The organism is Cohnella sp. SGD-V74 (genome assembly GCF_003001675.1).
In the GTDB taxonomy this organism is placed as follows: domain Bacteria; phylum Bacillota; class Bacilli; order Paenibacillales; family Paenibacillaceae; genus Cohnella.
Window position 1 is genome coordinate 458315 of sequence record NZ_PVYW01000003.1, and the last position, 24772, is coordinate 483086.

Annotated in this window: 26 protein-coding genes and 1 riboswitch; all 26 genes read right to left on the bottom strand. The window is 58.8% G+C overall.

What is annotated here, in order from left to right; genetic code table 11:
* Positions 1–11: 11 nt before the first annotated feature.
* Positions 12–1478: a HAMP domain-containing sensor histidine kinase gene (locus tag B0G52_RS06985; protein WP_094042799.1), complete on the bottom strand. Its 1467-nt coding sequence runs from the start codon at positions 1476–1478 to the stop codon at positions 12–14.
* 3 nt (positions 1479–1481) lie between these two features.
* Positions 1482–2195 carry a response regulator transcription factor gene (locus B0G52_RS06990; protein WP_094042800.1) on the bottom strand — a complete coding sequence of 238 codons (714 nt, stop codon included), beginning with the start codon at positions 2193–2195 and terminating at the stop codon, positions 1482–1484.
* A gap of 42 nt (positions 2196–2237) precedes the next feature.
* Entirely contained in the window at positions 2238–3500 is a 1263-nt protein-coding gene (gene ccsA, locus B0G52_RS06995; RefSeq protein WP_094042801.1) for a cytochrome c biogenesis protein CcsA, read from the bottom strand.
* Positions 3497–5206, bottom strand: a complete 1710-nt coding sequence (gene resB, locus B0G52_RS07000; protein ID WP_094042802.1) for a cytochrome c biogenesis protein ResB — start codon at positions 5204–5206, stop codon at positions 3497–3499. The genes ccsA and resB overlap by 4 nt, the downstream gene beginning before the upstream one ends.
* 23 nt (positions 5207–5229) lie before the next feature.
* Positions 5230–5763 (bottom strand): redoxin domain-containing protein, encoded by a 534-nt coding sequence (locus B0G52_RS07005; protein WP_094042803.1) that lies wholly within the window; start codon positions 5761–5763, stop codon positions 5230–5232.
* A gap of 227 nt (positions 5764–5990) precedes the next feature.
* Positions 5991–6725: a pseudouridine synthase gene (locus B0G52_RS07010; protein ID WP_094042804.1), complete on the bottom strand. Its 735-nt coding sequence runs from the start codon at positions 6723–6725 to the stop codon at positions 5991–5993.
* Between the two features lie 19 nt (positions 6726–6744).
* Entirely contained in the window at positions 6745–7284 is a 540-nt protein-coding gene (locus B0G52_RS07015; protein WP_094042805.1) for a spore maturation protein, read from the bottom strand.
* A 5-nt stretch (positions 7285–7289) separates the two neighbouring features.
* Positions 7290–7958 carry a nucleoside recognition domain-containing protein gene (locus B0G52_RS07020; protein WP_094042806.1) on the bottom strand — a complete coding sequence of 223 codons (669 nt, stop codon included), beginning with the start codon at positions 7956–7958 and terminating at the stop codon, positions 7290–7292.
* 3 nt (positions 7959–7961) lie between these two features.
* Positions 7962–9170: a D-alanyl-D-alanine carboxypeptidase family protein gene (locus B0G52_RS07025; protein WP_094042807.1), complete on the bottom strand. Its 1209-nt coding sequence runs from the start codon at positions 9168–9170 to the stop codon at positions 7962–7964.
* Between the two features lie 481 nt (positions 9171–9651).
* Positions 9652–10146: a GerW family sporulation protein gene (ytfJ, locus tag B0G52_RS07030; protein ID WP_094042808.1), complete on the bottom strand. Its 495-nt coding sequence runs from the start codon at positions 10144–10146 to the stop codon at positions 9652–9654.
* Positions 10147–10233: 87 nt separating this feature from the next.
* On the bottom strand, positions 10234–10926 hold the full coding sequence (locus B0G52_RS07035) for a DUF2953 domain-containing protein (RefSeq protein ID WP_158223614.1): 693 nt from the start codon (positions 10924–10926) through the stop codon (positions 10234–10236).
* A 65-nt stretch (positions 10927–10991) separates the two neighbouring features.
* The gene (gene scpB / locus B0G52_RS07040) at positions 10992–11609 is read right to left on the bottom strand and encodes an SMC-Scp complex subunit ScpB (protein WP_094042810.1); all 618 of its coding nucleotides are present in this window, start codon (positions 11607–11609) and stop codon (positions 10992–10994) included.
* Entirely contained in the window at positions 11578–12369 is a 792-nt protein-coding gene (locus tag B0G52_RS07045; protein WP_094042811.1) for a segregation and condensation protein A, read from the bottom strand. Before B0G52_RS07045 ends, scpB begins: the two co-directional genes overlap by 32 nt.
* A 58-nt stretch (positions 12370–12427) precedes the next feature.
* Positions 12428–12898, bottom strand: a complete 471-nt coding sequence (gene ribH / locus B0G52_RS07050; RefSeq protein ID WP_094042812.1) for a 6,7-dimethyl-8-ribityllumazine synthase — start codon at positions 12896–12898, stop codon at positions 12428–12430.
* Positions 12899–12912: 14 nt separating this feature from the next.
* Entirely contained in the window at positions 12913–14142 is a 1230-nt protein-coding gene (locus tag B0G52_RS07055; protein WP_094042813.1) for a bifunctional 3,4-dihydroxy-2-butanone-4-phosphate synthase/GTP cyclohydrolase II, read from the bottom strand.
* Positions 14143–14156: 14 nt separating this feature from the next.
* The gene (ribE, locus tag B0G52_RS07060; RefSeq protein ID WP_094042814.1) at positions 14157–14825 is read right to left on the bottom strand and encodes a riboflavin synthase; all 669 of its coding nucleotides are present in this window, start codon (positions 14823–14825) and stop codon (positions 14157–14159) included.
* A 2-nt stretch (positions 14826–14827) separates the two neighbouring features.
* Positions 14828–15976 carry a bifunctional diaminohydroxyphosphoribosylaminopyrimidine deaminase/5-amino-6-(5-phosphoribosylamino)uracil reductase RibD gene (ribD, locus tag B0G52_RS07065; RefSeq protein ID WP_094042815.1) on the bottom strand — a complete coding sequence of 383 codons (1149 nt, stop codon included), beginning with the start codon at positions 15974–15976 and terminating at the stop codon, positions 14828–14830.
* Positions 15977–16245: 269 nt separating this feature from the next.
* Positions 16246–16444, bottom strand: a riboswitch (FMN riboswitch).
* Positions 16445–16509: 65 nt separating this feature from the next.
* Positions 16510–16935 (bottom strand): peptidylprolyl isomerase, encoded by a 426-nt coding sequence (locus tag B0G52_RS07070; protein WP_094042816.1) that lies wholly within the window; start codon positions 16933–16935, stop codon positions 16510–16512.
* 190 nt (positions 16936–17125) lie between these two features.
* The gene (gene lysA / locus B0G52_RS07075) at positions 17126–18457 is read right to left on the bottom strand and encodes a diaminopimelate decarboxylase (RefSeq protein ID WP_094042817.1); all 1332 of its coding nucleotides are present in this window, start codon (positions 18455–18457) and stop codon (positions 17126–17128) included.
* Between the two features lie 234 nt (positions 18458–18691).
* Positions 18692–20467 (bottom strand): spore germination protein, encoded by a 1776-nt coding sequence (locus B0G52_RS07080; protein ID WP_483296160.1) that lies wholly within the window; start codon positions 20465–20467, stop codon positions 18692–18694.
* Positions 20468–20481: 14 nt separating this feature from the next.
* Positions 20482–20910 (bottom strand): stage V sporulation protein AB, encoded by a 429-nt coding sequence (locus B0G52_RS07085; RefSeq protein WP_094042818.1) that lies wholly within the window; start codon positions 20908–20910, stop codon positions 20482–20484.
* A complete protein-coding gene (locus B0G52_RS07090; RefSeq protein ID WP_094042819.1) occupies positions 20900–21550 on the bottom strand; it encodes a stage V sporulation protein AA in 651 nt (216 codons plus the stop codon). The genes B0G52_RS07085 and B0G52_RS07090 overlap by 11 nt, the downstream gene beginning before the upstream one ends.
* A 139-nt stretch (positions 21551–21689) precedes the next feature.
* On the bottom strand, positions 21690–22448 hold the full coding sequence (gene sigF / locus B0G52_RS07095; protein WP_094042820.1) for an RNA polymerase sporulation sigma factor SigF: 759 nt from the start codon (positions 22446–22448) through the stop codon (positions 21690–21692).
* Between the two features lie 25 nt (positions 22449–22473).
* On the bottom strand, positions 22474–22920 hold the full coding sequence (gene spoIIAB, locus B0G52_RS07100; RefSeq protein ID WP_094042821.1) for an anti-sigma F factor: 447 nt from the start codon (positions 22918–22920) through the stop codon (positions 22474–22476).
* Complete coding sequence (spoIIAA, locus tag B0G52_RS07105) at positions 22917–23270, bottom strand: anti-sigma F factor antagonist (protein ID WP_094042887.1); 354 nt, start codon at positions 23268–23270, stop codon at positions 22917–22919. The genes spoIIAB and spoIIAA overlap by 4 nt, the downstream gene beginning before the upstream one ends.
* Before the next feature lie 161 nt (positions 23271–23431).
* Positions 23432–24649: a D-alanyl-D-alanine carboxypeptidase family protein gene (locus B0G52_RS07110; RefSeq protein WP_369827020.1), complete on the bottom strand. Its 1218-nt coding sequence runs from the start codon at positions 24647–24649 to the stop codon at positions 23432–23434.
* Positions 24650–24772: the final 123 nt, after the last annotated feature.

Genomic DNA, 24772 nt, shown 5'->3' on the forward strand with positions numbered 1-24772 from the left:
GTTTCCCCTCTTCAATGCCGCGCGGCTTCCCCGTCCGCTTTCCGTCCGGTCGCCACCGGAAGCAAAATCGTAAACGTCGTTCCCGCGCCCGGTTCGCTCGATACGCTGATCGTTCCCCCATGAGCCACGATCAGATTTTTGGCGATGGCCAGCCCGAGTCCGGTGCCGCCGCCGGTCGTCTCGCGCTTGCGCGCCTTGTCCGCCTTGTAGAACCGTTCGAATACGTAAGGCAAATCTTCGTAAGGAATGCCGTGCCCCTGATCGTTCACTTTAAGCTCCAGCCATTCGCCCTTCAGCGCGGAAACCCGGCCGGCCTCAAGCGCGATCGAAGCTCCCGCGGGCGTATGCCGCAGCGCGTTGTCCATCAGGTTCGTCAGCACTTGCTCCAGCCGATCGGCGTCGCCCGCCTCGAGCGTAAGGGCCGGATCGTCGGGTGATCTCGTCAGCTTGATCTGCCGCTCCTTCGCCAGCGCGGCGAACTTCCGATAGACGCGCGATACGAGCGCGTTGACGTCGACCGGTTGAAAATTCATTTCCAAATACCCGGCTTCCATCCTCGCCAGATCGAGCAAATCTTTGACCAGCCGCCCCATGCGCAGCGACTCGTCATGGATGACCTGCACGAGCTCCCTGCGCTCCTCGGGCGTCGACGCGATGTCGTCCATCAGCGCCTCGCTGTAGCCCTGCACCATCGACAGCGGCGTCCGGATCTCGTGCGAGACGTTGGCGACGAAATCCTTCCTCATCTTGTCGACGCGGAACTCCTCCGTCACGTCCCGCAGCACCGCAACGGCTCCGCGGACGGAATCGGTGGAGACGAGCGGCGTCATGACGACCGACCAGACCCCGCTTTTGACGTGAATCTTGACGGTCAGCTCCTTGCCGCCCGCAATGACGTTGCGGAACGTCTCCCGCAGCGGGCCGGGAACGCGAATGTCCCTCTCGCGCGCTTCTTCGTCCTCGTCGGCATCCGTCCAGTCTACCGTCTGCCATTCCTCCAGCAGATGCTGACCCTGCGGATTCGTCAAGATGACTTCGCCTTCGGAATCGAACGAGATGACGGAATCCGTCATACTGCGAAGCACGCTGCTCAAGTGATCGCGTTCGTGCTGAATGTCCCGAATCAGCGTGTGCAGCTCGGAGGCCATCTGGTTAAACGTGTTCGCCAGCTCTCCGATCTCGTCGCTGGACCGAATCGCGACCCGCGTCGTGTAATCCCCTTGCGCGACCCGGTTGGCCGCGTCCTTCATTTCACGCAGCGGATTCGTAATCTTCGTCAGCAGGAAAAAAGCGAAGAAGGTCGTCAGCAGAAAGCCGACGATCCCCGAGTAGATGAACAGATGCTTGACTTTGACCGGGTCCGCGAATGTCAAATCGATATATTCGAGCAGGAAAAAACCGATCGTAATAATGACGACGCCAACCAGTCCCATAATCGTCAGCCACATTTTGCCGACGACGGTTCTTAAGATGGCCATGCGCTACTTCGTCGCCTCCAGCTTGTAGCCTACGCCCCACACCGTCGTAATCATCGCCGCGGCTTCCGCGGATACGCGGTTAAGCTTCTCGCGCAGCCGCTTGACATGCGTGTCCACCGTCCGCAAATCTCCGAAGAAATCGTAGTTCCAGACATCCTTCAGCAGCTCCTCGCGGGAGAACACCTTGTCCGGCGTGCTGGCCAAATAGTGCAGCAATTCGTATTCCTTCGGCGTCAGGTTCACTTCCTGACCGCTTGCGGTCACACGATGCGCGTCGTGCTCGATGACGAGATGAGGGAACACGATGTTGTTGCTCGTATTCAATTCCTTCGACAAGAACGCCGTAGCCGACGAACGCCGCAAAATCGCCTTGATCCGGAAAATGACCTCGCGCGGGCTGAACGGCTTGACGACGTAATCGTCGGCCCCGACCTCGAATCCCTGCACGCGGTTGACTTCCTCGCCTTTGGCCGTCAGCATGAGCACCGGAGTCGCCTTCTGCTGGCGCAGGCGGGCGCACACTTCGATGCCGTCGATCCCCGGAAGCATCAGGTCGAGCACGATCAAGTCGAAGTCCTCTTCCTGCGCTTTGCGAAGCGCCGTTTCCCCGTCCTCCGCCTCTTCGATCTCGTAGCCCTCTTTTTCCAGATACATCTTCAGCAAACGGCGAATGCGTTCCTCGTCGTCCACGACCAAAATCCGACTTCCCGTATTCATGCGTCAACGCTCCTCTCGGCTCTTAAACCTCTATGTGCCCCATTATACCCCGGCATACGAATGCAATCCAGCTATGACGAGATTGACGCCGACCAGCGTGAACATGACGACGAGGAAGCCGATAACGGCAAGCCAGGCCGACCTCGTTCCCTGCCAGCCTCTCGACAGGCGAAGATGCAAATAAGCGCTGTAGAACAGCCAAGTAATGAGCGCCCATACTTCCTTCGGATCCCATCCCCAGAATCTGGACCAGGCGATCTCCGCCCAGATCATCGCGAAGATCAACGCTCCGAGCGTAAACACCGGGAAGCCGATCGCGATGGCGCGGTAGCTGATTTCCTCCAGATCGTCGGGATCGATGTCCGACAGATGCGGGTTGATGGCCGCCGTCAGCTTCTTGCGCGCGATCAGCCGCAGGAGGCCGTACAGCAGCGATCCGGCGATGACCGACCAGACGACCGTATTAAGCTTGCGTCCCGCGTTCACTCCGTTCATCCAGGACGGAGCTTCGACCAGAGGTTTCTTGATGCCCAAGAAAGATTGGAACGATTCCGTCTCGCTGTTATAAGGCGCAACAAGCGGAGGCAAGGTGTATTTCACTTCGCCGACGCTGGTAAGCGCATTGCCGGCATCGTCGATCGTAACCGTCTCTTGCGTGAACTTCGCTTCATAACCTGCGCCGCGGAATGCGAACACCGCCACGATAAAGCCGACGAGCACGATGATGACGTACAAGGAAAACTCCGTCCAGAACTGCGCCCGGCGGCCCGCCTTGTCCGTCCGCGTAAAGTCGACGACGCGGATCAGCTGCACGAGCGCCGCCGCGAAGCCGATCGCGAAGAACGCTTCCCCTGCCGCGGCCATCGTGACGTGAATTTTCAGCCAGATGCTCTGCAGCGGCGGAATGAGCGGCTGCACCTCGGACGGGAACACCGACGCGTAAGCGATAATGATGATGACGAGCGGCAGCGTGAACGCGCCAAGCATCATGTTGCGGTAGATCGCGTAGATGACGATGAACGCGAACATGATGGCCATGCCGAGGAACGTCATGAACTCGTACATGTTGCTGGTCGGAATGTGGCCGCCGCCATACCAGCGGGTAAAGAAGAACGTCAGATGGGCCAGCCAGCCGATCGCCGCGAGCACGAAGGCGATTTTGCCCCAGCGCGCCGCGTGTTCCGCCGGCTTGCGATTGCTCCATTTCTTCCCGCCTACCGCGATCGCGTAGCTGATGAAGGACGCGCAGTACAGAAAAAAGGCTACGATAAATGCGTCACTGCTGAAATCCAACCACCACTTCAACGTTCATTCCTCCTGTTATCGAGCGTCTTAGGGTCCACTTCGATCCTGGTTTTGCCCAGCGCTCCGGCAACGTCGGCCCTTAAGCCGTAAGTATTTTTATTCGTATGTCCTCCGAGCGCCAGCTTGTCGCCGTCGATCCGGATCCAAATCCGCCTGTGCTGCCAGTAGAAGCCCATGATCAGGCCGATCATGGAGATAGCCGCGCCGACCCAGACGTACGGCATCGCTCTGTCCATGCGAATGTTCAAATACGTCGTGAAGGCGGAATATTCGATATTGTTCATCTGGCCGTCGACGATCGGATTGTCCACTTGAATGGAGAAGCGTCCGGAGTTGTCCCCGCGCTGCTTGAAGCTCTCGTTCAGAATCGTCTCGTAATACTTGCTCTTCTCGCTCGGCATTGGGAAGTAGACGTACACTTCTCCCCGGTCCTGAATGCCGGGGCCGGCAATCCGGAAGACGAACGCCGGATTGTTCGGATCGCGCGACTTGGTCATCGGCCTCGTCTGCTCGTCCAAGCCGAAATCCGGGTAATAGTCGATCAGCCTGAGCGTGTACTCCCCGAGCTTGTACTCCTCCTCCGGCTGGTTCATCTTCAAGTCGAAGCTGCCGATATCGGTTCCGTTAACCTTGTCTTTCAGCGTTGCATGCACGGATATAAAACGGACTTTCTCCTGGAAGCTGTTCTGATAGACTTTCAGTCCCTTGTAGGCAAGGGCGCTGTTCACGCGAATGTCGTGCTGCTTGACCTCGGTCAGAACGGGCTCGCGGGTCGGATCGTCGCAGGCGTCCGTGCATTCGTACAGGCGCGCTTTCGTCTCGTACAGCTTAACAACCTTCGTTCCCTTCTGATTGCTGGCCAGCTCTTCGTCCGAATAGTAGTCGAGCGTGAATTTGTCGTTCTTCAAATAATAATTCGTTCCCGGAATTTGCCGCGTCTCTCCCTCGTAGAGAGTCAGGTACTGGTCCATGTGCCAGGCGGGAATGCTCCGTCCGAGCACCGCCAGCAAGAAGACGATGAGACCGATATGGTTGATGTACGGTCCCCAGCGGCTGAACCGGTTCTTCTCCGCCAGCAGCGCCCCGTCCTCCCTCCAGACGCGGTAGCGCTTGCGTTTCAGCTCCTTCGCGAAGCGATCGAGCCATTCCTGCTTGTCCTGCGTCAGCTCGCCCGAGTAGACGACGTGCTGGCGGTTGATGAACTGCAGATGCTTGCGAATCTGCTGCTTGGAGAGCGCCCGGTAGAGCGGCAGCACCCGATCGAGACTGCAGACGACGAGCGACGTGCCGATCATGACGAGAAGTCCGATAAACCACCACGATTCGTACGTTCTCGACAGTCCGAGCGCATGATAAATGACGCCGAACGTGCCGTGCTGCTCCTTGTAGTAAGCGGCGAATTCGGAACGCTCCGTCAGGTTGATGATCGTGCTCTCCTGCTGAAGAATCGTTCCGAAAGCGGCTCCAATCAGCGTAATGACGATTAAGTATACCGCGATTTTGACCGAAGAGAAGAAGTTCCATATCCGGTCGACGAAATGTGGATTCGCTTTCTGCGATCTGCGCGCCACGCCGTCGTACCTCATCTCCAGCAGCGCGTTCTCGTCCTTGAGCAGCGCTTCGTCGAGAGGTTTGCCGCAGGACTCGCACAACACCGTTCCTACGGGATTTTGATGGCCGCACTCGCACTTGGTGTTCTGAAACAACGGTTAATCCTCCCTGACTGACGTCACGACTTCGTCTGAATGAGCCGTTCGATCCTCTTGTCGATCTCTTCTTCCGTCAGCACCCCGCCGATGACGACCTCCTGGATTTCTCCGGTGGGGGCGATGAAGAACGTCGTCGGGTACTGCTTAAGCCCGTATTTCCTTTCCGTCTTCTTGTCCTTGTCCAGCAAAATCGGGAAATCGACGCCGATCTGGCGAATGAAGCTCTCCGCCGTCAGCTTGTCCTCGCTCAGGTTGATGCCGATCAGCTCCAGCCCCTGGCCCTTCCACTTGTCGTACTGATGCTGCAAGGCCGGCATCTCGTTGCGGCACGGCGGACAGAAGGTCCCCCAGAAATTGATGATGAGCGGCTTGCCCTCGTAGTCTTCCATATCGTGAACCACGTTGTTAAGATCGGCCAGACGGAAGCCCGGCGGCTTGTCGCCCTTCGTAAGCACGACGCTTTTGGAAAACAACGAATTGCCGATCGCGTATCCTCCGATGAGAAGCACGACGGCTAAAATGATATATTGAACCGGTTTCCGATAACGTCCCATAATCGTGTTAACACCACCCGCGCTTCGCTTAGTTCCATTGTATCGAAATGTTGGTCCTGCATCAATCGACCCCTTCCAGTATACGTTGATTTTACGGGCATTTCAGAAATTAGTTTGTCTAAATTAGTACAGTTTCGCGAGGATGTCGGGGTTAAAACAGGAGTCAATATCCAATGAAAATCAAAGAGAAGGCGCCTCTATCGCGCCTTCTCTCTCGTCGTTCCTTTTTATTCTTGGACCGAATCGGCAATCTCGCGAAGCTTCTCCAGCTCTTCCGCAGTCAGCTTCCGATGCTTGCCTCGCTGCAGATTGTTCAGGAACAGCCCTCCGAAAGAAACGCGCTTCAGTCTCGTCACCGGGTGGCGGATCGCCTCGAACATCCGGCGGACTTGCCGATTGCGTCCTTCGTGGATCGTGATGGCGATCGTGGCGTACTTGCCGTCGGGATCGATATCCTGGTATTCGACTTCCGCCGGGGCGGTCATGCCGTCGTCCAGCTTGATTCCCTTCGCCAGCTTCTCCAGCGCGTTGCCGTGCGGCACTCTCTCGACCGTGGCATGATACGTCTTCGGCACGTGATGGCTCGGATGCGTAAGCTTGTGGGCCAAGTCGCCGTCGTTCGTCAGCAGCAGCAACCCTTCCGAATCGTAATCTAGCCGGCCGACCGGATACAGCCGTTCCTTGATCTCTTTCATGTAATCGGTCACGACGCTCCGCCCTTTCGGATCGGATACGCTCGTAATAACGCCCTTGGGCTTATTGAACATCACGTAAATCTTCGCTTCTTTCTTGATCGGCTTGCCGGACACCGTGATCGTGTCCACGGCCGGATCGGCTTTGGCGCCGAGCTCGGTCACGACTTTCCCGTTGACCGTCACCTTGCCCGCCGATATCAGCTCCTCGCACTTGCGTCTGGAAGCGACGCCCGCGTTCGCGAGAACCTTCTGCAATCTTTCCTCCACGACTTTCACCTCTAACCCATCATACCAAGCCGAACAGCAACCAGCAAGCGGCGACGGCGGCGAAAAATCCGACGAGGTCGGAGAACAGCCCGACCTTGAGCGCGTAGCGGGCGTTGCGAATGCCGACGGCTCCGAAGTAGACGGTCAGAACGTACAGTGTCGTATCGGTGCTGCCCTGAATCGTCGACGCCACTCTGGAGGCGAAGGAATCCGGCCCCTGCTCCTTGATCAGATCGGAGACGAACGCGAGCGAGCCGGCCCCGGTAATCGGCCGCAGCAGCGCCAGTGGAAGCACGTCGCTCGGAATGCCGATCAGTTCCAGCGCCGGCCGGATTACGCCGACGAGGGCGTCCATCGCTCCCGAGGCCCGGAACATGCCGATCGCCGTCATCATGCCGACGAGATGCGGAATGATGCCGATCGCGGTCCCGAAGCCGTCCTTGGCCCCGTCCACGAACGTCTCGTAGACGGGCACTTTGCGCAGCGAAGCATATAGAGGAATAAAGGCGATAAGTACGGGAATCGTCCAAGTCGAGACGATCTGAATGATCGAGATCAACGCGATCAGCCTCCTCCGGCGGACGCGGGAGGCGGACTGACGGCGGCGCCCGGATTAACGCTGCCGGCGTTCCTGTTCGCGTTGAAGGCGGGCGGGAGCCTGTTGCGGCGGCGATACCACCTGTCCGCCAGAATGGCCGCGCCGGTCGAGATCAGAGTGGCTAGCAGCGTCGGCGCCACGATGTCCGCGGGATGAACAGCGCCGAAGTTCATCCGGATGGCGATGATCGTCGTAGGCACGAGCGTGATGCTGGCCGTATTGAGCGCCAGCAGCGTACACATCGCCGGCGTGGCGACGGTCGGCTCGGGGTTCAGCTTCTGAAGCTCCTGCATTGCCTTGATGCCCATCGGAGTGGCCGCGTTGCCCAAGCCGAGCAGATTGGCGCTCATATTCGACAGAATGTATCCCATCGCCGGATGGTCTCCGGGTACGTCCGGAAACAGCTTGCGGACGACGGGAGCCATGAGCAGGGACAGCTTGCGGACGAGCCCGGCCTCTTCGGCGATTCTCATCAGCCCCATCCAGAATACGAGGATGCTGATCAGCCCGAGGCAGACGGTGACGCCGGTCTGCGCTCCGCCGAACGCCGCCTCCGCCACCTGCTCCATCTTGCCGTTGGCGGCTCCGTAGATGACGCTGAACACGATCATGCCCATCCATATCCAGTTCACCATAGGCTAATCTCCTCCTTGCAGTAGCAAAGCTCTAAGCGCCGTCTTGAACGCCGTTCCGAACCCGCCTTGCGAGCCGGCCGCAGCAGACGACGGACGGTCGCCGCCCGGCCGCGTCTCCTGGGCGGCCTGTCGTTCCCGTTCGGCGTCGGCGACGAGCGGAACCGTCCCGACCTGGCGGCCGTCCAGCATAAACCTGAGTTCGCCGCGGTAACCGAGACGGTAATGAACCGTCTCCGGCTTAAGCGGGGCGAGTCGGATTTCCAGCCGCTCGCGTTCTCCGTCGGCGAACGGATAAGCGAAGTCGGCCGCCGTCTCGTATGGATAATTCTTGAGCGGCTCTCCGGCCTTCACAACGGAAGCGAGCGGGAAGCCGGCGAAGCCGTAGTCGAGCAGCTTGGCGTGATCGTTCCAATCGTCCCGGTCGTTAAGCGTAACCGCAACGAGCTGCTGCCCGCCCCGGGTCGCGGAGCTGACAAGCGTACGCAGCGCCTGCTTCGTATAGCCCGTCTTGACGCCGTCCGCCCCTTCGTACAACCTCAGCATCTTATTTTTGTTCACCCACTTGTAATCCCAAGAGTCGTTGGGGTTGGGCGCGGTTCGTACCTGCGTGCCGACGATTTTCTTAAACTCCGGGTTGCGAAGCGCGTAGACGGTCAGCTTGGCCAAGTCGTTGGCGGAAGAATAGTGGCCGGGCTCGTCCAGTCCGTGCGGATTCATGAAATGGCTGTTGGCCAGCCCGAGCTCCTCGGCCTTCCGGTTCATCAGGAACGCGAAGCCTTCGACCGAGCCTCCGACGTGTTCGGCGATCGCCGTCGCGGCGTCGTTGCCTGAGCGCAGCATCAGGCCGTACAGCGCGTTGCGCAGCGAGATTTTCTCTCCGACCTTCAAATATAGCGAGGAGCCTTCCTTGCCGGCGGCCCGCTTGCTCACCTTCAAGGCGTCGTCCAGCTTGCCGTGCTCGATCGCGACGATGGCCGTCATGATCTTCGTCAGGCTGGCGATCTTCATCGGCTCGTCCCCGCGCTGGCTGTATAGAATCCTCCCCGACGCGACGTCGGCGAGCGCGGCCGCCCTCGCCTGGTTCGCAGGCGGCCCGGACGGCTTGGCCGCTCCGGCGGCGGCCGCGGCAATCGCCAGCGCGGGCAGAGAGCAGAGCGTCAAGACGATCCCGAGCAGACGAATATTTCTGAAGCAGCGAGCTTTGTTAATCATGCCTGTCCTCCTTGGGCGGTCGGTTCCGAAGACGGGATCGCCCTTCGCGAAAAAGTTCCTGCCACCATTTTATGTATGCGTGTCCCAAAGTATGTGTCTGCCGTAATGGAGTCTCGGTTCCGCTCGACATTGCAGCTCCAACCCGACTCAGCACGGTTACAGCGACTCAACTTGCTCATTCGCAGCTCCAACCCGACCCAACGCGGTTACAGCGACTCAACCTGCTCATTCGCAGCTCCAACCCGACTCTGCGCGGTTACAGCGACTCAACCTGCTCATTCGTAGCTCCAACCCGACTCTGCGCGGTTACAGCGACTCAACTCGCTCATTCGCAGCTCCAACCCGACTCAGCAGAATCACTCGGACTGGAGCTCTGCCAGCCTCCGTTCGCTCGCTCTAAGCCGACGCAGTCAGACAAAAAGAGCCGTCCCAAGTCATCTAACGATGACTTTGGAACGGCCTCTTTGGCGTCCACCCCGGGTTACATAAGCGAGGAATCGGTGGACGTTTTCGTCTCGACCGTGCGGATCGTCTCCGTCGCGTTCGGACTGCGCATGAAGGCGTTCTTCAGCTTGTCGACCCATTCCGGAGCGGCGTCGATCAACCGCTCGAGCAGATGCGTCTGGTTGTCCAGCGGCACGACTTTGACGCCTTGCGAGCCGACGACGAGGAAGGCGATCGGGGTAATCGATACGCCTCCCCCGCTGCCTCCCCCGAACGGAAGCGCGACCGATGCATTATGGCCGTCCTGGCCGTGCGAATGATGATGCCCGGAATCCCCGGACGCGTCGTCCATCGCCGTAAATTCGCTGCCCCCCGCCGCGAAGCCGAAGCCGACTTTCGAGATCGGCATAATGACGCTGCCGTCGGGAGTTTGCACCGGTTCGCCGACGATCGTGTTGACGTCCACCATGTCCTTGATGTTTTCCATGGCGGTTTGCATTAAGCCGTTAATCGGATGCTGATGCTGAGACATCTTCAACTCCTCCTTTCGTGTACCTAATTTGCCCGAATTCCCGCTGCCTTTATGCGTCTCATTCCGGGTCTCTCGTTGGCAGAAAGATCAGCTTAAGCCTTCGCTCGGCGGCGTCAGCCAGCTGCGCCAAGCCCGAATCGCCCGGCCGATGCGAACGGTGCTTATTCCCAGCTTGAAGAACGCCGCGACGGCAGTTCCCAGGCGAATGCGAAAGTCCGCCTCCCAGACGACGGTGAATTCGGGCGACGAATAATTCGGCGTCACTTCCCCGTGCGGCGACGCGCGCAAGGAAATCAGCCGGTCCGCAACGCCCGTCGCGCAGCCGGATACGGCCCACAGCAGTCCCGTCAGCACCGCCGTCGACGCCGCGTCTCCCGTGCCCACGCGAAAATCGAGCCGCCAGCGGGTGCACTCGACCTTTTTCAGCGTCGTTCTCGCCCAACGCTTGAACTGCTTCGTGGACACGAGCACCGTCCGATAAGCCCTTATGTAGCGTCGCACCGTTCTTCTGCCCAGCATCCGCTTCGCCTTCGCATCCTTCTCCTTGCCAGGCAAGCCGCCTTCCCGCTGCTCGCGGTATACGACGTTCCAGCCGCGGATCACGATGGAAGGCAGCAAAATTTGATAGCGAAAAAGGCCGAACAACGCCTGAACGATAACGACCAGCTGATCCAGCTTGCCGCTGCGCGAGTAACGCACTCGCACCTTGATCTGCGAAAACATTGCCGCGACGATTGCCGCCGCTGCGACCGCCAAGGCGATCCAAAGCCAAAAGGCCATACCTCCCCCGCCTTTCCTAGGGGTAGTATGACCTTCTGGCTTCCATTCCATGTTTGCGCCAAAGATTAGTCCGTATCGAGCTCGCGATCCAGATCTTCCAAGGACAGCTGACGTCCTTCGATCCGATCGAACAGCATCTTCGTTCTTTCTTCCAATTCGTCGTCCCCGTCCGCGATCGTCGGCTCCGGCAGGCTCTGAATGCTCGGCAAGCCGAAATAGTCGAGGAACGACTTCGTCGTGCCGTACAGGATCGGCCTGCCGATCGCGTCGGCTCTGCCCTTCTCCTCGATCAGATCCTTGTTCACCAGATGGTGAATCGGACGATCGGCTTTCACGCCGCGAATCTCCTCGATCTCGATCCGGGTAATCGGCTGCCTGTAAGCGATGATCGCGAGCGTCTCCAGCGCGGCTTGCGACAGCGAAGAACGGGAAGGAGAGTACGCCAATTTCTCGAAATAAGGCGCGTGTTCGATGACGGTCGTCAGACGATATCCTCCGGCGACTTCGGCGATGCGGATGCCTCGGTTCTTCTTGACGAATTCCTTCTGAAGATCCTTGAATACGTCCGTGACGACTTCCACGTCCGTCTCCACCACTTCCGCCGCCGTCTTGGCGCTGATTCCTTCGTCTCCGGATACGAACAGCAAGCCTTCAAGTACCGATTTCAATGTCGAGTAATTCATCGTTCTCTTCTCTCCCCGTCCACGACAACACGATTTCATCGAACAGCGCGTTCTGATGGCACGAAACCCATCTTCGCTTCATTAACTCCAGAATCGCCAGGAAGGTGACCACGATCTCCTCGCGATCGTCCGCTTCCCTCAGCAGCTGCGAAAACAACAGCTTCCCTTCGGTCGAACGGTTCTTGAGCGTATGAACGATGTCGCGAATCCGGTCCTTGACCGAAATCTCGTCCTTGCGAATGGAAGATACCCGGTTTCTTCCGGCCAGACGCCTCATCGCTTTCTGAAAAGCGCTCACCAGATCGTTCACGTGCAAGCCTTCGACCGGATTCGTCTTGATCGCCTTCTCGTACGGAGTGAGATCCGCGGGCTCGCGCGTGTACACTTGGCTGCGGTCCCATTCCTTCTCCCGAAGCTGTCCGGCTACCGACTTGAACTTGCGGTACTCGATCAGCTTGCGGATCAGTTCCTCCCGCGGATCGAGCTCATCGTCTTCGTCGACCGTCAGCCACGGCTCTTCCGTTACGGGAGGCTTCGGCAGCAGCTGCCTGCTCTTCATCGAGAGCAGCGTCGCCGCCATAACGAGAAACTCGCTGGTAATGTCAAGCTCGAGCTCCTGCATAGCCGCCAAATATTCCATATATTGATCGGTAATGTCGCTGATCGATATATCCTGAATATCGATTTCCGCCTTGTCGATAAGATGGAGCAGCAAATCGAGCGGACCTTCGAACGTCTCCAGCTTGTACAGCATTGCCACGCGGGTTTCTCCTCCTGCCTCTGCGCACGATCCTGTCTATCCCTAAAATAAGATCTTATCAGCCGGAGATCGCCCGCGTCAAATTCGCCATCTCGATCGCCGTCGCAGCGGCGTCCCAACCTTTGTTGCCCGCTTTCGTTCCCGCGCGTTCCACGGCCTGCTCGATGCTGTCCGTCGTCAGCACGCCGAAGATCGTCGGCACGCCCGTCTTCAGCGAAATCGCGGCAACGCCCTTCGCTACTTCGTTGCAGACGTAGTCGAAATGCGGCGTGGAGCCGCGGATGACCGCGCCGAGCGTAATGACCGCGTCGTATTTGCCGCTCTCGGCCAGCTTCTGGGCGATCAGCGGAATTTCGAACGCTCCCGGAACCCATGCGATCTCGATCTCGTCCTCTTGCGCCCCGTGGCGCTTAAGCGCGTCAAGCGCTCCGCCGAGCAGCTTGGACGAAATAAACTCGTTGAATCTTCCGACGACGACCGCGTATTTTAACCCTTTGGATACTAAGTGACCTTCATATACGATAGACATATTCGTTCATCCTCTCAAATGTTGTAGTCGGGCTCGCCTTGGAACGACAGCAGATGGCCCAGCTTCGCTTTTTTGGTATGCAAATATCCGGTATTGTCTTCGTTCTCCTGCATCTGGATCGCAACGCGCTCGACGACGTTTAAGCCGTACCCTTCCAGACCCTTGATCTTGCGCGGATTGTTCGTCAGCAGCCGAATGTCGCGAATGCCGAGATCTTTCAAAATTTGCGCCCCGATGCCGTAATCGCGCAAGTCGGGCGCGAATCCCAACTTGATATTCGCGTCGACCGTATCCAATCCCTGCTCCTGCAGCTCGTAGGCCCGCAATTTGTTGATCAGGCCGATGCCGCGTCCTTCCTGCCGCATGTAGAGCAGCACGCCGCTGCCCGCTTCGTCGATCTGCCTGAGCGCGGCTTCCAATTGGGGACCGCAATCGCAGCGATGGGAATGGAACACGTCGCCGGTCAAGCACTCGGAATGCACGCGCACGAGCACCGGCCTGGAACCGTCGATCTCTCCCTTAACGAAGGCGACATGCTCCTTGCGGTCGACTTCGTTCGAATAGGCGATCGCCTGGAACGTTCCGAAGTCCGTCGGCAGGCGTACGGCGACTTCCCGCTTGACGAGCTTCTCCTTCTCGTTGCGGTAATGAATCAGATCCTTGATCGTGATCAGCTTCAGTCCGTGCTCCCGGGCGAAAATCTGCAGATCCGGCAATCTCGCCATCGTTCCGTCTTCCTTGATGACTTCGCAGATAACGGCCGCCGGCGCGGAATCGCTCATTCTCGCCAGATCGATCGCCGCTTCCGTATGGCCCGCCCGTCTGAGCACGCCTCCGTTCTTGGCGATCAGCGGGAAAATGTGGCCCGGCCTGCGGAAGTCGCCCGGCCTAGCCTCCGGATCGATCATCGCCTGCACCGTCAGCGAACGCTCGTGAGCGGAAATTCCCGTCGTCGTGGACACGTGATCGACCGAAACGGTAAACGCCGTGCCGTGATAATCCGTATTGTGATTGACCATCGGCGGCAAGTCAAGAGCTTCCGCGCGTTCCTGGGTAATCGGAACGCAGAGCAGCCCGCGGGCCTCCTTGATCATGAAGTTGATCACTTCCGGCGTCGCCTTATCGGCCAGCGCGATCAGATCCCCTTCGTTCTCCCTGTCTTCGTCGTCGACGACGATGATGATCTTCCCTTGCTTCAAATCCTCGATCGCGTCGTCAATCCGGTCAAACTGATGCTCTTCCATGTTGGCCTCTCCTTTCACATAAATCCGTTGTCGCGCAATATCGACTCTGTCAATCCTCCGGCCTTGCGAGCGGAAGGAGCTTGATCCCGCCAGTTCAGCAGATGGTCGACGTATTTGCCGAGAATATCGCATTCGATATTAAGCGTGTCGCCCGGGTGCTTGTGCTGCAGCACCGTTTCGCGAAGCGTGTGGGGAATGATCGATACCGTGAACGCGCCGGCATCCGGGTCGGTCGAGACGACCGTCAAGCTGATTCCGTCCAGCGTAATCGAGCCTTGCTGCACGACGTGGCGCAGCATGGACCGATCGTCGGGCTCGATCGCGAAGACGACGGCGTTGGCTTCGGCCGTTCGACCTCTGATCGTCCCCGTGCCGTCCACATGTCCTTGCACGAGATGTCCGCCGAACCGGGCTCCGGCCTGCATCGCCCGCTCCAGGTTCAGCGGAGCGCCCGGTTTGAGCGCGCTCAGGTTCGTGTGACGGTAAGTTTCCGGCATCACGTCCACCGCGAAGCTCGTTCTATCGAACTCGACGACGGTCAGGCATACTCCGTTGACCGCGATGCTGTCGCCGAGCTTGACGTCCTCCAATACCTTGGAAGCCGCGATGCCGAGGATCATCGCCTCTCCCCTTCGCTGCACCGAGCGCAGCACGCCCATTTCTTCAATAAGTCCCGTAAACATGGTTAGTCTTCCTCCTTGCCTGCACGCTCAAGCGGTTCCGCCCCGGGTGGGGCAAGCCGGTTGTCGGGATACCCGGTCACGCACCAATCGTCTCCGTAGCTTTGCATCGTTACTCTCGCGAGACGAAGCGCCGCGGACATTTCGTTAGGGCCGACATAGGAGAATGCGGACGGAGCCCCTTCTCCTCCGACGATAATCGGAGCGTAGAACAGCATCGCCTTATCGATGAGGCCCGCTTCCAGCATAGCGCCATTGAGCACGCCGCCGCCTTCCAGCAGCACCGAGCTGATCCCTCGTTCCCCCAGCGCCTTCATCGCCGAAGCCAGATCGACGCGCTCGCCGTCTCCGTGACGCAGCACCTCCGCGCCAAGCTCTCTGAGCCGCTCAGCTCTCCCCTCGTCCGCTTGAAGCGTAGTCAGAACGATCGTCGGGGCGGCGTCGTTCAGCACTCTTGCGGTCGAAGGGACGTTCAGCTTGGAATCGACGACGATGCGCGTCGGGTTCAGCGCAGGCACGCCGAGGCGGGTCGTCAGCTCGGGATCGTCGGCCAGCACCGTCTGCACGCCGACCATAATCCCGCTGTGGCGATGCCGCAGCGTGTGAACGGCTTCCCGGGCCGCGGCGCCCGTAATCCAGCGGCTGTGGCCCGTATGCGTGGCGATGCGCCCGTCCAGGCTTAGCGCCGTCTTCAGCGTAACGAAAGGCAGTCCGGTACGAATGAACTTGTTGAACGCCTCGTTCTGAGCAGACGCTTCCGCCTCCAGCACGCCGGTCAGCACCTCGATGCCCGCTTCGCGCAGTCTGGCGATCCCCCGACCGGCGACGAGCGGATTCGGATCGACCGCGGCGACGACGACGCGAGACACGCCTTCTTCGATCAGCCGCTCGCAGCAAGGCGGCGTCTGTCCGTAGTGACTGCAAGGCTCAAGCGTGACATATGCGGTCGCCCCGCGGGCCTGAGCGCCGGCCATATTCAGCGCATGCACTTCCGCATGGCCTTCGCCCCGCTTCAGATGGGCGCCCAAGCCGACGATTCGCCCTTCCTTCACGACGACGCAGCCGACGACGGGATTAACGCCGGTCTGTCCGGAAGCCCCGTCCGCCAAATTAAGCGCCAACCGCATGTAATATTCGTCATTCAGTATGTCCATCTGTCTCCTCCTCTCCTGCCGTCGGTCAGACAAAAAGCCCCCGGGAGCGAATCATCCCGGGGGCGTTAAATGCACAGCGATAAACAGGCCTTCAGGTCGTGTCCCGAAAAGCAAGGGGAAACAGCAGCTTAGAATCGAATCGACAAGCATACTGAAACAACCCGTCGCAACGCAGGTTTGTGAAAAAAGGAACAATCAAGTCCGACACATGCCGGATTCCCCGTTACCCGCGAGTCGACGCTTTCCAATTTGACACGGCATGGCCGCTGTGCTTCCTTCTCCCATCCAGACTGTTACTGTCGGTCCCGGATTCTCACCAGGTCCACCGCAAAGCGTCCGCCGGATCAACCGGAAGAAGCGATGACGGGTCACGGACTGACGGCGGCGAAATCGGCTTCGATGCGATCGATGGCCGAAGTGCTGCCGATCACCGTCGGTGGGGAATTGCGCCCCGCCCCGAAGGATAAGCAACTATTGTATGTCAGTGTATCACTCCGCCTGCCAAATTGCAAGCGGTCAGGTTGGAATTATTGTCAGCTGACGCGGACGGATTCCATCTTGTCCTGCCCTTTGAACGCGTCCACATGCTCCATGCCGGACGTTACTTTGCCGAATACGGTATGTACGCCGTCCAGGTGAGGCTGCGGTTGGAAGCAAATATAGAACTGGCTGCCCCCGGTATTCGGTCCGCGGTGAGCCATCGCCAGACTTCCGCGCTCGTGCCTGTTCTTGTTGTGCTCGCAGTTAATCGTGTAGCCTGGTCCGCCGGTTCCATTGCCGTTCGGGCAGCCGCCTTGCGCGACGAAGTTCGGAATGACACGGTGGAACGGAATGCCGTCGTAGAAGCCTTCGTTAGCCAGCTTCTCGAAGTTCGCGACCGTGCCCGGCGCGTCCTGGTCGAACAGTTCAAGGACGACTTCGTTGCCGTCCGCCATTTTGATAATTGCTTGTTTAGCCAATGGTGTATCCTCCTCAAGTTCGGTTCACCCTATTTTACAACATTTCCTTGCCGTCGCACCACCTGTCCATGTCGACAAGCCGCTGTAACGCCGCTCTGGCAGCGCTGCCAGATTCTCGGACGGACGCGATGCACCCCCGCTAAAATGAACGCCGCGCCCCTGTGCAGGGACGCGGCGCTCAGTGCCATGCTTATTTCGCGACCGCTTGTTTCTGCAGGCGCTGCGGGATGACGTCGTTGCCGACGATGTTCTCGTACGTCTCGCGGGCGACGACGAGATCCGCCTGGCCGTCTCTCACGAAGACGACGGCAGGCCGGCGAATGCGGTTGTAGTTGCTCGCCATCGCGTAGTTGTACGCTCCCGTGCAGAACACGGCGAGCAGATCGCCGGATTGTACGGCAGGCAGGTTCAAATCCCAGATAAGCATATCGCCGCTCTCGCAGCATTTGCCCGCGACGGAGACGACCTCTGCCGCGGAGTCGTTGGCGCGGTTCGCCAGAACCGCCTCGTATTTGGACTCATACAGAGCCGGACGCGGGTTGTCGGTCATGCCGCCGTCCACCGCGATATATTTGCGCACGCCCGGAATGTCTTTGCTCGTTCCGACCGTGTACAGCGTCGTGCCGGCATCGCCGACGATGCTGCGGCCCGGTTCGATCCAAATTTCCGGAAGCGGGAAGTTCGCGTTCTCGCAAGTCGTGCGAACGGCGTCCGCGATCGCTTGTACGTAAGTGCCGAGCGGCAGCGGCTGATCGCCTTCCACGTAACGAATTCCGAATCCGCCGCCGAGGTTCAGTACCGTGAACGTATGGTTCAGCTTGTCGCGGATGTCCACCGCGAAGGCGGACACTTTTTCGACCGCCATCCGGAAGCCTTCGACTTCGAAAATTTGCGAGCCGATATGGGAATGGACGCCGAGCACTTTCAGATTCGGCAAGGAGATCGCCGTCTCGATCGCTTTGAACGCCGTGCCGTTGCCCAGGTCGAAACCGAACTTCGAGTCCTGTTGACCCGTGGAGATGTAATCGTGCGTATGGGCTTCGACCCCCGGCGTGATGCGCAGAAGCACGTTCACGCGCTTGCCTTGTTCGCCTGCCAGGGCGTTCAGAAGGTGCAGCTCGTTGAAGTTGTCGACGACGAAGCAGCCGATGTTCGCTTCCAGCGCCATCAGAATTTCTTCGGGAGTTTTATTGTTGCCGTGGAAATGAATGCGCTCGGCCGGGAAACCCGCCTGAAGCGCCGTATACAGCTCGCCGTCGGACACGACGTCGAGACTCATGCCTTCTTCTTCGGCCACGCGGCACATCGCCATGACGCAAAACGCCTTGGAGGCGTAAGCGACTTGATGGCGCATGCCCGTCGCGCGGAAAGCTTCCATGAATTCGCGGGCGCGCACGCGCACCAGCTCCTCGTCCACGATGTACAGCGGAGTGCCGAACTGCTTCGCCAAATCCGTAACGTCGCATCCTCCGATTTCCAGATGACCTTTGCTATTTATTTTGCTCGTACCATGCAAGAACATAACTTCTTTCCCCTTTGGCGAATATTTCCGGAATCGGGCCGTCGTGCGGCTTTCCGGTGTTTGCACTTTAACACTCAGTATAACGGAAAACCGGCCAAGGGGATATGGAGGATTTGCCACAACATTTGCATTAACCTTCAAGAGGTTGTTCAAAAAGTTCGCTTTTGATCACGAAGACTCGCCGGCGGGTTCGCCCATCTCAAGCCCAAACGGCGAAGGTCGCGATATTGTCCGTTAAACCGGTTGCTTGCGATTTTTTTTGGTCCGGTAAATGGAAAGTCTCTTCTTGTTGGTCGACAGCGGCATTCTGAACAGAATGTTGCGGAAAGCGACGGCGTTAAAAGGCAAGAACGGCCACAGGTATGGCGCGTTAAACGACCTCTTGAACGTCAAATACAGCAGCGTGGCGGTAGCGAGCAGGACAAAACCGATTTCCTGGAAGAAAAAGACGGACAGCAGCAAGCCCAGTCGAATGATTCGGTTGGCCAGTCCCAGCTCGTAGCTCGGCGTCGCGAACATCCCGATCGCGGATACGGCCATGTACAGGATGACCTCGTTGACGAACAGTCCGGTCTTGACCGCAATGTCCCCGATCAAGATCGCCGAGAGCAGCGTCATCGCAGTGACGAGCGGCGCAGGCGTATGAACGGCGGCAAGCCGCAGCAGATCGACGCCAATCTCCGCAATGACGAACTGGAGAATAAGCGGGATCTGACCCGCCTTGTCGGTTCCGACGAACCACAGCCAATCGGGACGGATGCCGGGATTCGCGTTGAACAGAAACCACAGCGGCATCAGGACAAGCGACGCGATAATGCCCAAGTACCGCACCCACCTCATATAGGAGCCCATGAACGGATTTTGCCGATTCTCTTCCGCATGCTGCACCAGGTCGAAGTAAGTGGTCGGGAGCAAAATCGCGCTGGGCGACGTATCGACGAGAACGGTCACGCTGCCGTCGAGCAATTGCGCCGCGACGACGTCCGGCCTTTCCGTGTAGCGCACCATGGGAAACGGGCTCCAGCTGCTGCTGACCGTCATCTCTTCCAGCTGCTTGTCCGCGAGCGGAAGGCCGTCGATATCGATGGCGCGGATTTTGTCCCGGATCGATTCCACCAGCTCCGTATTCGCGATATCGTCGATGTATCCGATGCAGACGTCGGTCTGGGTGCGTCTGCCGACCTTCATGATCTCGAAGCGCAAATTCGGATCGCGAAGCCGGCGCCGGACGAGCGCGACGTTCGTCAGCAGCGTCTCGGTAAAGCCGTCCTGGCTGCCTCTGACGACCTTCTCCAGCGAAGGCTGCTCCGGGCTTCGCGCCGGAAACGACTTCGCGTCGATCATGAGAGCGGCCGGCTGCCCGTCCACGTAGAACGCCGTGTTGCCCATCAGAACTTCGTCGATCATCTGCGGGAACGATTCCGTCTTCTTGATCTGGACCGCGGGCACGTAACATTCGAGAAAAGCGTGCAGCGCATCGGAATCGAGCGAGCTGTCGGGATCCAGATAGGTCAGTCTTTTGATAATTTCCGTCAGCGACGCGTCCTTGGCGAACACGCTAAGGAACAGCATCGCCACCTTCCTGCCGCCGAACGTCATCTCGCGCACTTGGACTTCGAAGCTCTTGTCGAGACCGATCGTCTCGGTCAGCAGCTCCTTCCACCGCTCAAGATCAGAGGGAATTCGCTCCTGGGACTTGCGGGCCGTCTCCGAGGCCGAGGGCATCGGCTCCTCTTCTTTGTCTTGCTTTCCGCCTTCCCCTTCATCCCGCTTCCGAGAGTCCTCCCCCCGAGCATGCGAGCCTTCTTCCCGATCTTGCGAGCCTCCCCGGGCATGCGAGCCCTCTTCGCGGTCTTGCGAGTCTTCTTCGTCTCTCCGGCCCGACCTTCTTCGTCCCGACGGCCCTCTATCGTCCTCGTGCCGTCCGCTCTCTTCGCCCAATTCCTTGGGGAATTTCATCGGACGGCCGGCGTTCTTCAAATCCATGCTTCCGTGTTCGGTCGTTTCCATCATGTTCACGCTCCTTAAGGCTGCAGCCACAGCCAATCGACGAGGGATCCCGTCACCTTGCCGAATACCAAGGCCATCAGCAACGGCAATAAGTAAGGTTTAAGCTTTAATCTTTTAGAGACGATAGGGATGACGTTCAGCACTTCCGTTAATGCAGCCGCGAACATGCCGACGAACAGCCCTTGAAACGCCGCCGGAATGAGCAGATAGCGGGCCGACAGCCGGAACGTCCAGTCGAACAGATCGGCGCAAATCCAGTACAGCGAGCCGATCAGGATGGCGGATTCGAATACGGCGGACCGTCGATACGCCCTTGTCAATTGCACCAGCCTCGGAATCAGATCGAGCACGATCAACAGCGCCACGAAGGCGCTCCCGACGGCAAAGCCGCCCGCCAGGCTCACGACGGCGAGCAGCAAGCCACGCAGCGCTTCAGCCACCATCTCTTCCCGTCCTGTCTTCGTGTTTTTTGCGATATTCCTCGGTAATGACGTAGTGGTTCACGTTTTCCTGATACATGAACATCTCCACCTCCAGCGGATTAGGCTCGTCGTTCAGCCGCTTGCGCAAGAGCCGGTTGAAAAACAGCAGCATGCCCATTCCGACCCCGATCGAATACGGAATTTGAAACAGCCACGGATGCTTGCTCCCCTTCCCGGTGATCAGCTCGGTTATCCGCAGCTGCACCGCGGGCATGTTGACGTCGGCATGGAAATTCATCATCGCCATCCCGGAGCCGAAGAACAGCAGGAGCCAGGCGAGCACGAGCACGACTTTGCGCGGTTTGACTTCCCCGGCAGGCGATATTTCCAGCAGCACGTGCGGCTCTCCGAACGTCTCGATGACCAAGCCCGGCTCCGCTTCGCGAATGGCTTTGACCACCTGCAGCATGTCGATCAGCACCAGATTTCCGTCAGCGGCGGTCACTTTGTGCAGCGGAAGCTTCTCCAGCCGCTTCTGCAGCGCCGTCTCCGTCACCAGTCTCGCGACGTCTCCCAGGTAGACGACCGCTCCCGGCCGAACAACGGCTCGCCTGCGCATGCGGACGTAGACGACTGTGGAATCCTCTTCGGAACGGCCCATGCTACCCCCTCCCCATTCGGCATTTCGCTTAGTATGGAATGGAAGCGGTCATCGTAACCGCGAATTGGGAAAAAAAGAAGAGGCGGCCGCCGGTTTCCCGGCAGTCCGCCTCCCTCGATCGCGCCTTACAGGCTTCGGCCTACTGCGCGATCTGGTCTTTGATATTTTGCAGGATCTTCTTCTCCAGCCGGCTCACTTGAACCTGCGAGATGCCCAGCCGGCCGGCCACCTCGGACTGCGTCTGATCGCGGAAATAGCGCAAATAGATGATCAGCCTCTCCCTGTCGCTCAGTCCCTGGATCGCCTCCGTCAGCGCCAGCTTGTCGAACCAACGCTCCTGCGACTCGTCGGCGATCTGATCCATGAGCGTAATCGGGTCGCCGTCGTTCTCGAACACCGTCTCATGAATCGATGTCGGCGGCTTGTTCGCTTCTTGGGCGAACACGATTTCCTCCGGCGTCACGCCGAGCTCCTCGGCCACTTCGCCGATCGTCGGCGCGCGGCCGAGCCGCTTGGACAGCTCATCCTTCGTCTTGCGGACGCGGTTGGCCATTTCCTTCAGGGAGCGGCTCACCTTCAGCGTGCCGTCGTCCCTGAGGAATCTCTGGATTTCCCCGATGATCATCGGAACGGCGTAGGTCGAAAATTTCACGTCGTAAGAAAGATCGAACTTGTCCACCGACTTCAGCAAGCCGATGCAGCCGATCTGGAACAGGTCGTCGCTGTCGTAGCCGCGATTGGCGAACCTCTGGACAACGGACCATACCAGGCGAATATTGCTATTAACGAGCGTGTCTCGCGCGGTCGTATCCCCGGATTGACTAAGCGCGATGAGGCGCTTCACTTCGCTGTCATCCAAGTATGCCGGCGGAGACGATCGTTTCCATTCTGCTTCCATGCCTCCAACCCCTGCCGCACGGTTTTTAGTTAAACAACGCTTTTTTCGACTCGATCCGTTTTTTCATCCGAAGAGATGTGCCCCCTGCTTCCGAACTGACGACGTCGAATTCGTCCATGAAATTTTCCATGATCGTGAAGCCCATTCCCGAACGCTCCAGCTCCGGACGGGAGGTGTACAGCGGCTGTCTGGCCAAGTCCAGATCTTCGATCCCTCTGCCCTGGTCGCTTACGGACAGGCTGATCGTATCTCCGTCGATTTCCGCTTCCACGGTGACGATGCCGTCCGTTCTTCCGTCGTATCCGTGAATAATCGCGTTGGTGACCGCCTCGGATACGACCGTCTTAATCTCGTCCAGCTGCTCCAGCGTAGGATCGAGCTGGGAGACGAACGCGGCGACGGAGACTCTGGCGAACGACTCGTTCTCGGAACGGCTTGCGAATGAGAGCTTCATATGATTATGTCCGCTCATGATACGACCTCCAGACCGGCGACTGCCGAACGCTCCGAATCGTAGAACGATAGAATCTTGAACAGCCCCGACAGTTCGAACAACCTCTTGACGCTCGGCTGCGTGTCGCACACGACCATTTTGCCGCCGCGACCCTTGATCAGCTTGTAGCGCCCGAGAATGACGCCGAGTCCCGAGCTGTCCATGAATTGCAAATCTTTCAGACTAAGAACGACGTGATCGCATCGGCCGCGCAGGATCGCGTCCTCCATCTTGTAACGGACGATGTCCGCGGTGTGATGGTCCAGTTCCCCTCTCAGGCGGACGATCAAAACGTTGCGTTGCTGCTCCAGCTCGACCTGTAAGCTCATCTTCATTTCCCCTTCCCCATAACCTGCTTGCTCGTCACCAATTCTACGAAACGCTCTCCCATTCCTGCCCTCCGACAAAACTAGAAGCTGGCCCTCCCGATTCGACAAAACGCGCGAAAGAGGCGGCGACGTTCTGTTCGTCGTGCCGCCATATCGCCGAATTAATCCGAATCCGAGAAGAACAAGTGTCCAGTTGTGCGGCGCAGCAGCGACCACCATCCCGCTCGTTCGACCGCCACCGGCGATTCCACCGGAAACTCGGTCAGGACGTCGTTGCCGCGGTAGACGATCAGCTTGCCGATCGGCTGTCCGATCGCGACCGGCGCCTTAACGTTAGGCTCCAGCACGAGCTCATGGCGTATCCCCTTGCCCGCGTCGCCCTTCTTCAGGAGGACGCTGTACGAATGCTTGGCCGTCAGCGGAATTTTGGCGACTTTGCCCTTCTCCACCGGCAGCGTTCCGATCGGGTCGCCCTTCTTGTAGATCGGGACGTTCGTGTATTGAGCGAACGCATAATCGAACAAATGCGAGACTTCCGCATTGCGCGTCTTCGTGTTCGGCTCGCCCATCACGACGGCGATCAGACGCAGGTTGTCCCGGCGCGCCGTCGCCGACAAGCAGAACTTCGCTTCGCTCGTAAAACCGGTCTTCAAGCCGTCAGCTCCGCTGTAGAAGCGAACGAGCTTGTTCGTATTCACGAGCCAGAACGGCTTGGGGCTGCCTTTGCGCAAGTAATCCTGATACAGTCCCGTGTATTTCGTAATGCCTTCGTATTTCAGCAGTTCCCTGGACATGATGGCGATGTCGCGGGCGGAGGATACATGTCCTTCCGCGGGCAGACCGTTGCAGTTGACGAACTTCGTGTTGGCCATGCCAAGCTCGGCCGCTTTCTCGTTCATCATCGCCACGAACTGCTGCTCGCTTCCGCCCAGCTTCTCCGCGAGCGCTACGGAAGCGTCGTTGCCGGAAGCGAGGGCGACGCCCTTAAGCATATCCTCGACGGTCATCTCCTCTCCGGGCTCCAGGAAGATCTGGGAACCGCCCATCGACGAGGCGTATTCGCTCGCCGTCACCTTGTCGGTCAGCTTCAGTCGGCCTTCGTCGATCGCTTCCATCACCAGCAGCATCGTCATGATTTTCGTGATGCTGGCGGGAGGCAGAGCCAACGTGCTGTTCTTCTCATAGATGACCGTTCCGCTGTCCGCATCCATCAGAATCGCGGATTTGGCGTTGGAGGCCAAGTCCGTGACCGGCTGCTTCACCGCCGGCTCCTTGGCATAGGCCGCGGACGGCGCGATCAGCGCAGCCGTCAATAGCCCGGCAAGCAGCCAGGCGTAAGGGCGTTTGTCGGATGGTTTTCGTGTCTCTTTACAAGCCAAAAGTGGCTCCCCCTCCTGAAGGCCGAGTGTCGGCCAATGATTTCTTCCCTTTAGTCTGTCCTTCGGTGATGAAATATATTCCATCCGACGCGTATGATTGTAAACGAAAAAACGCCAAGAAGA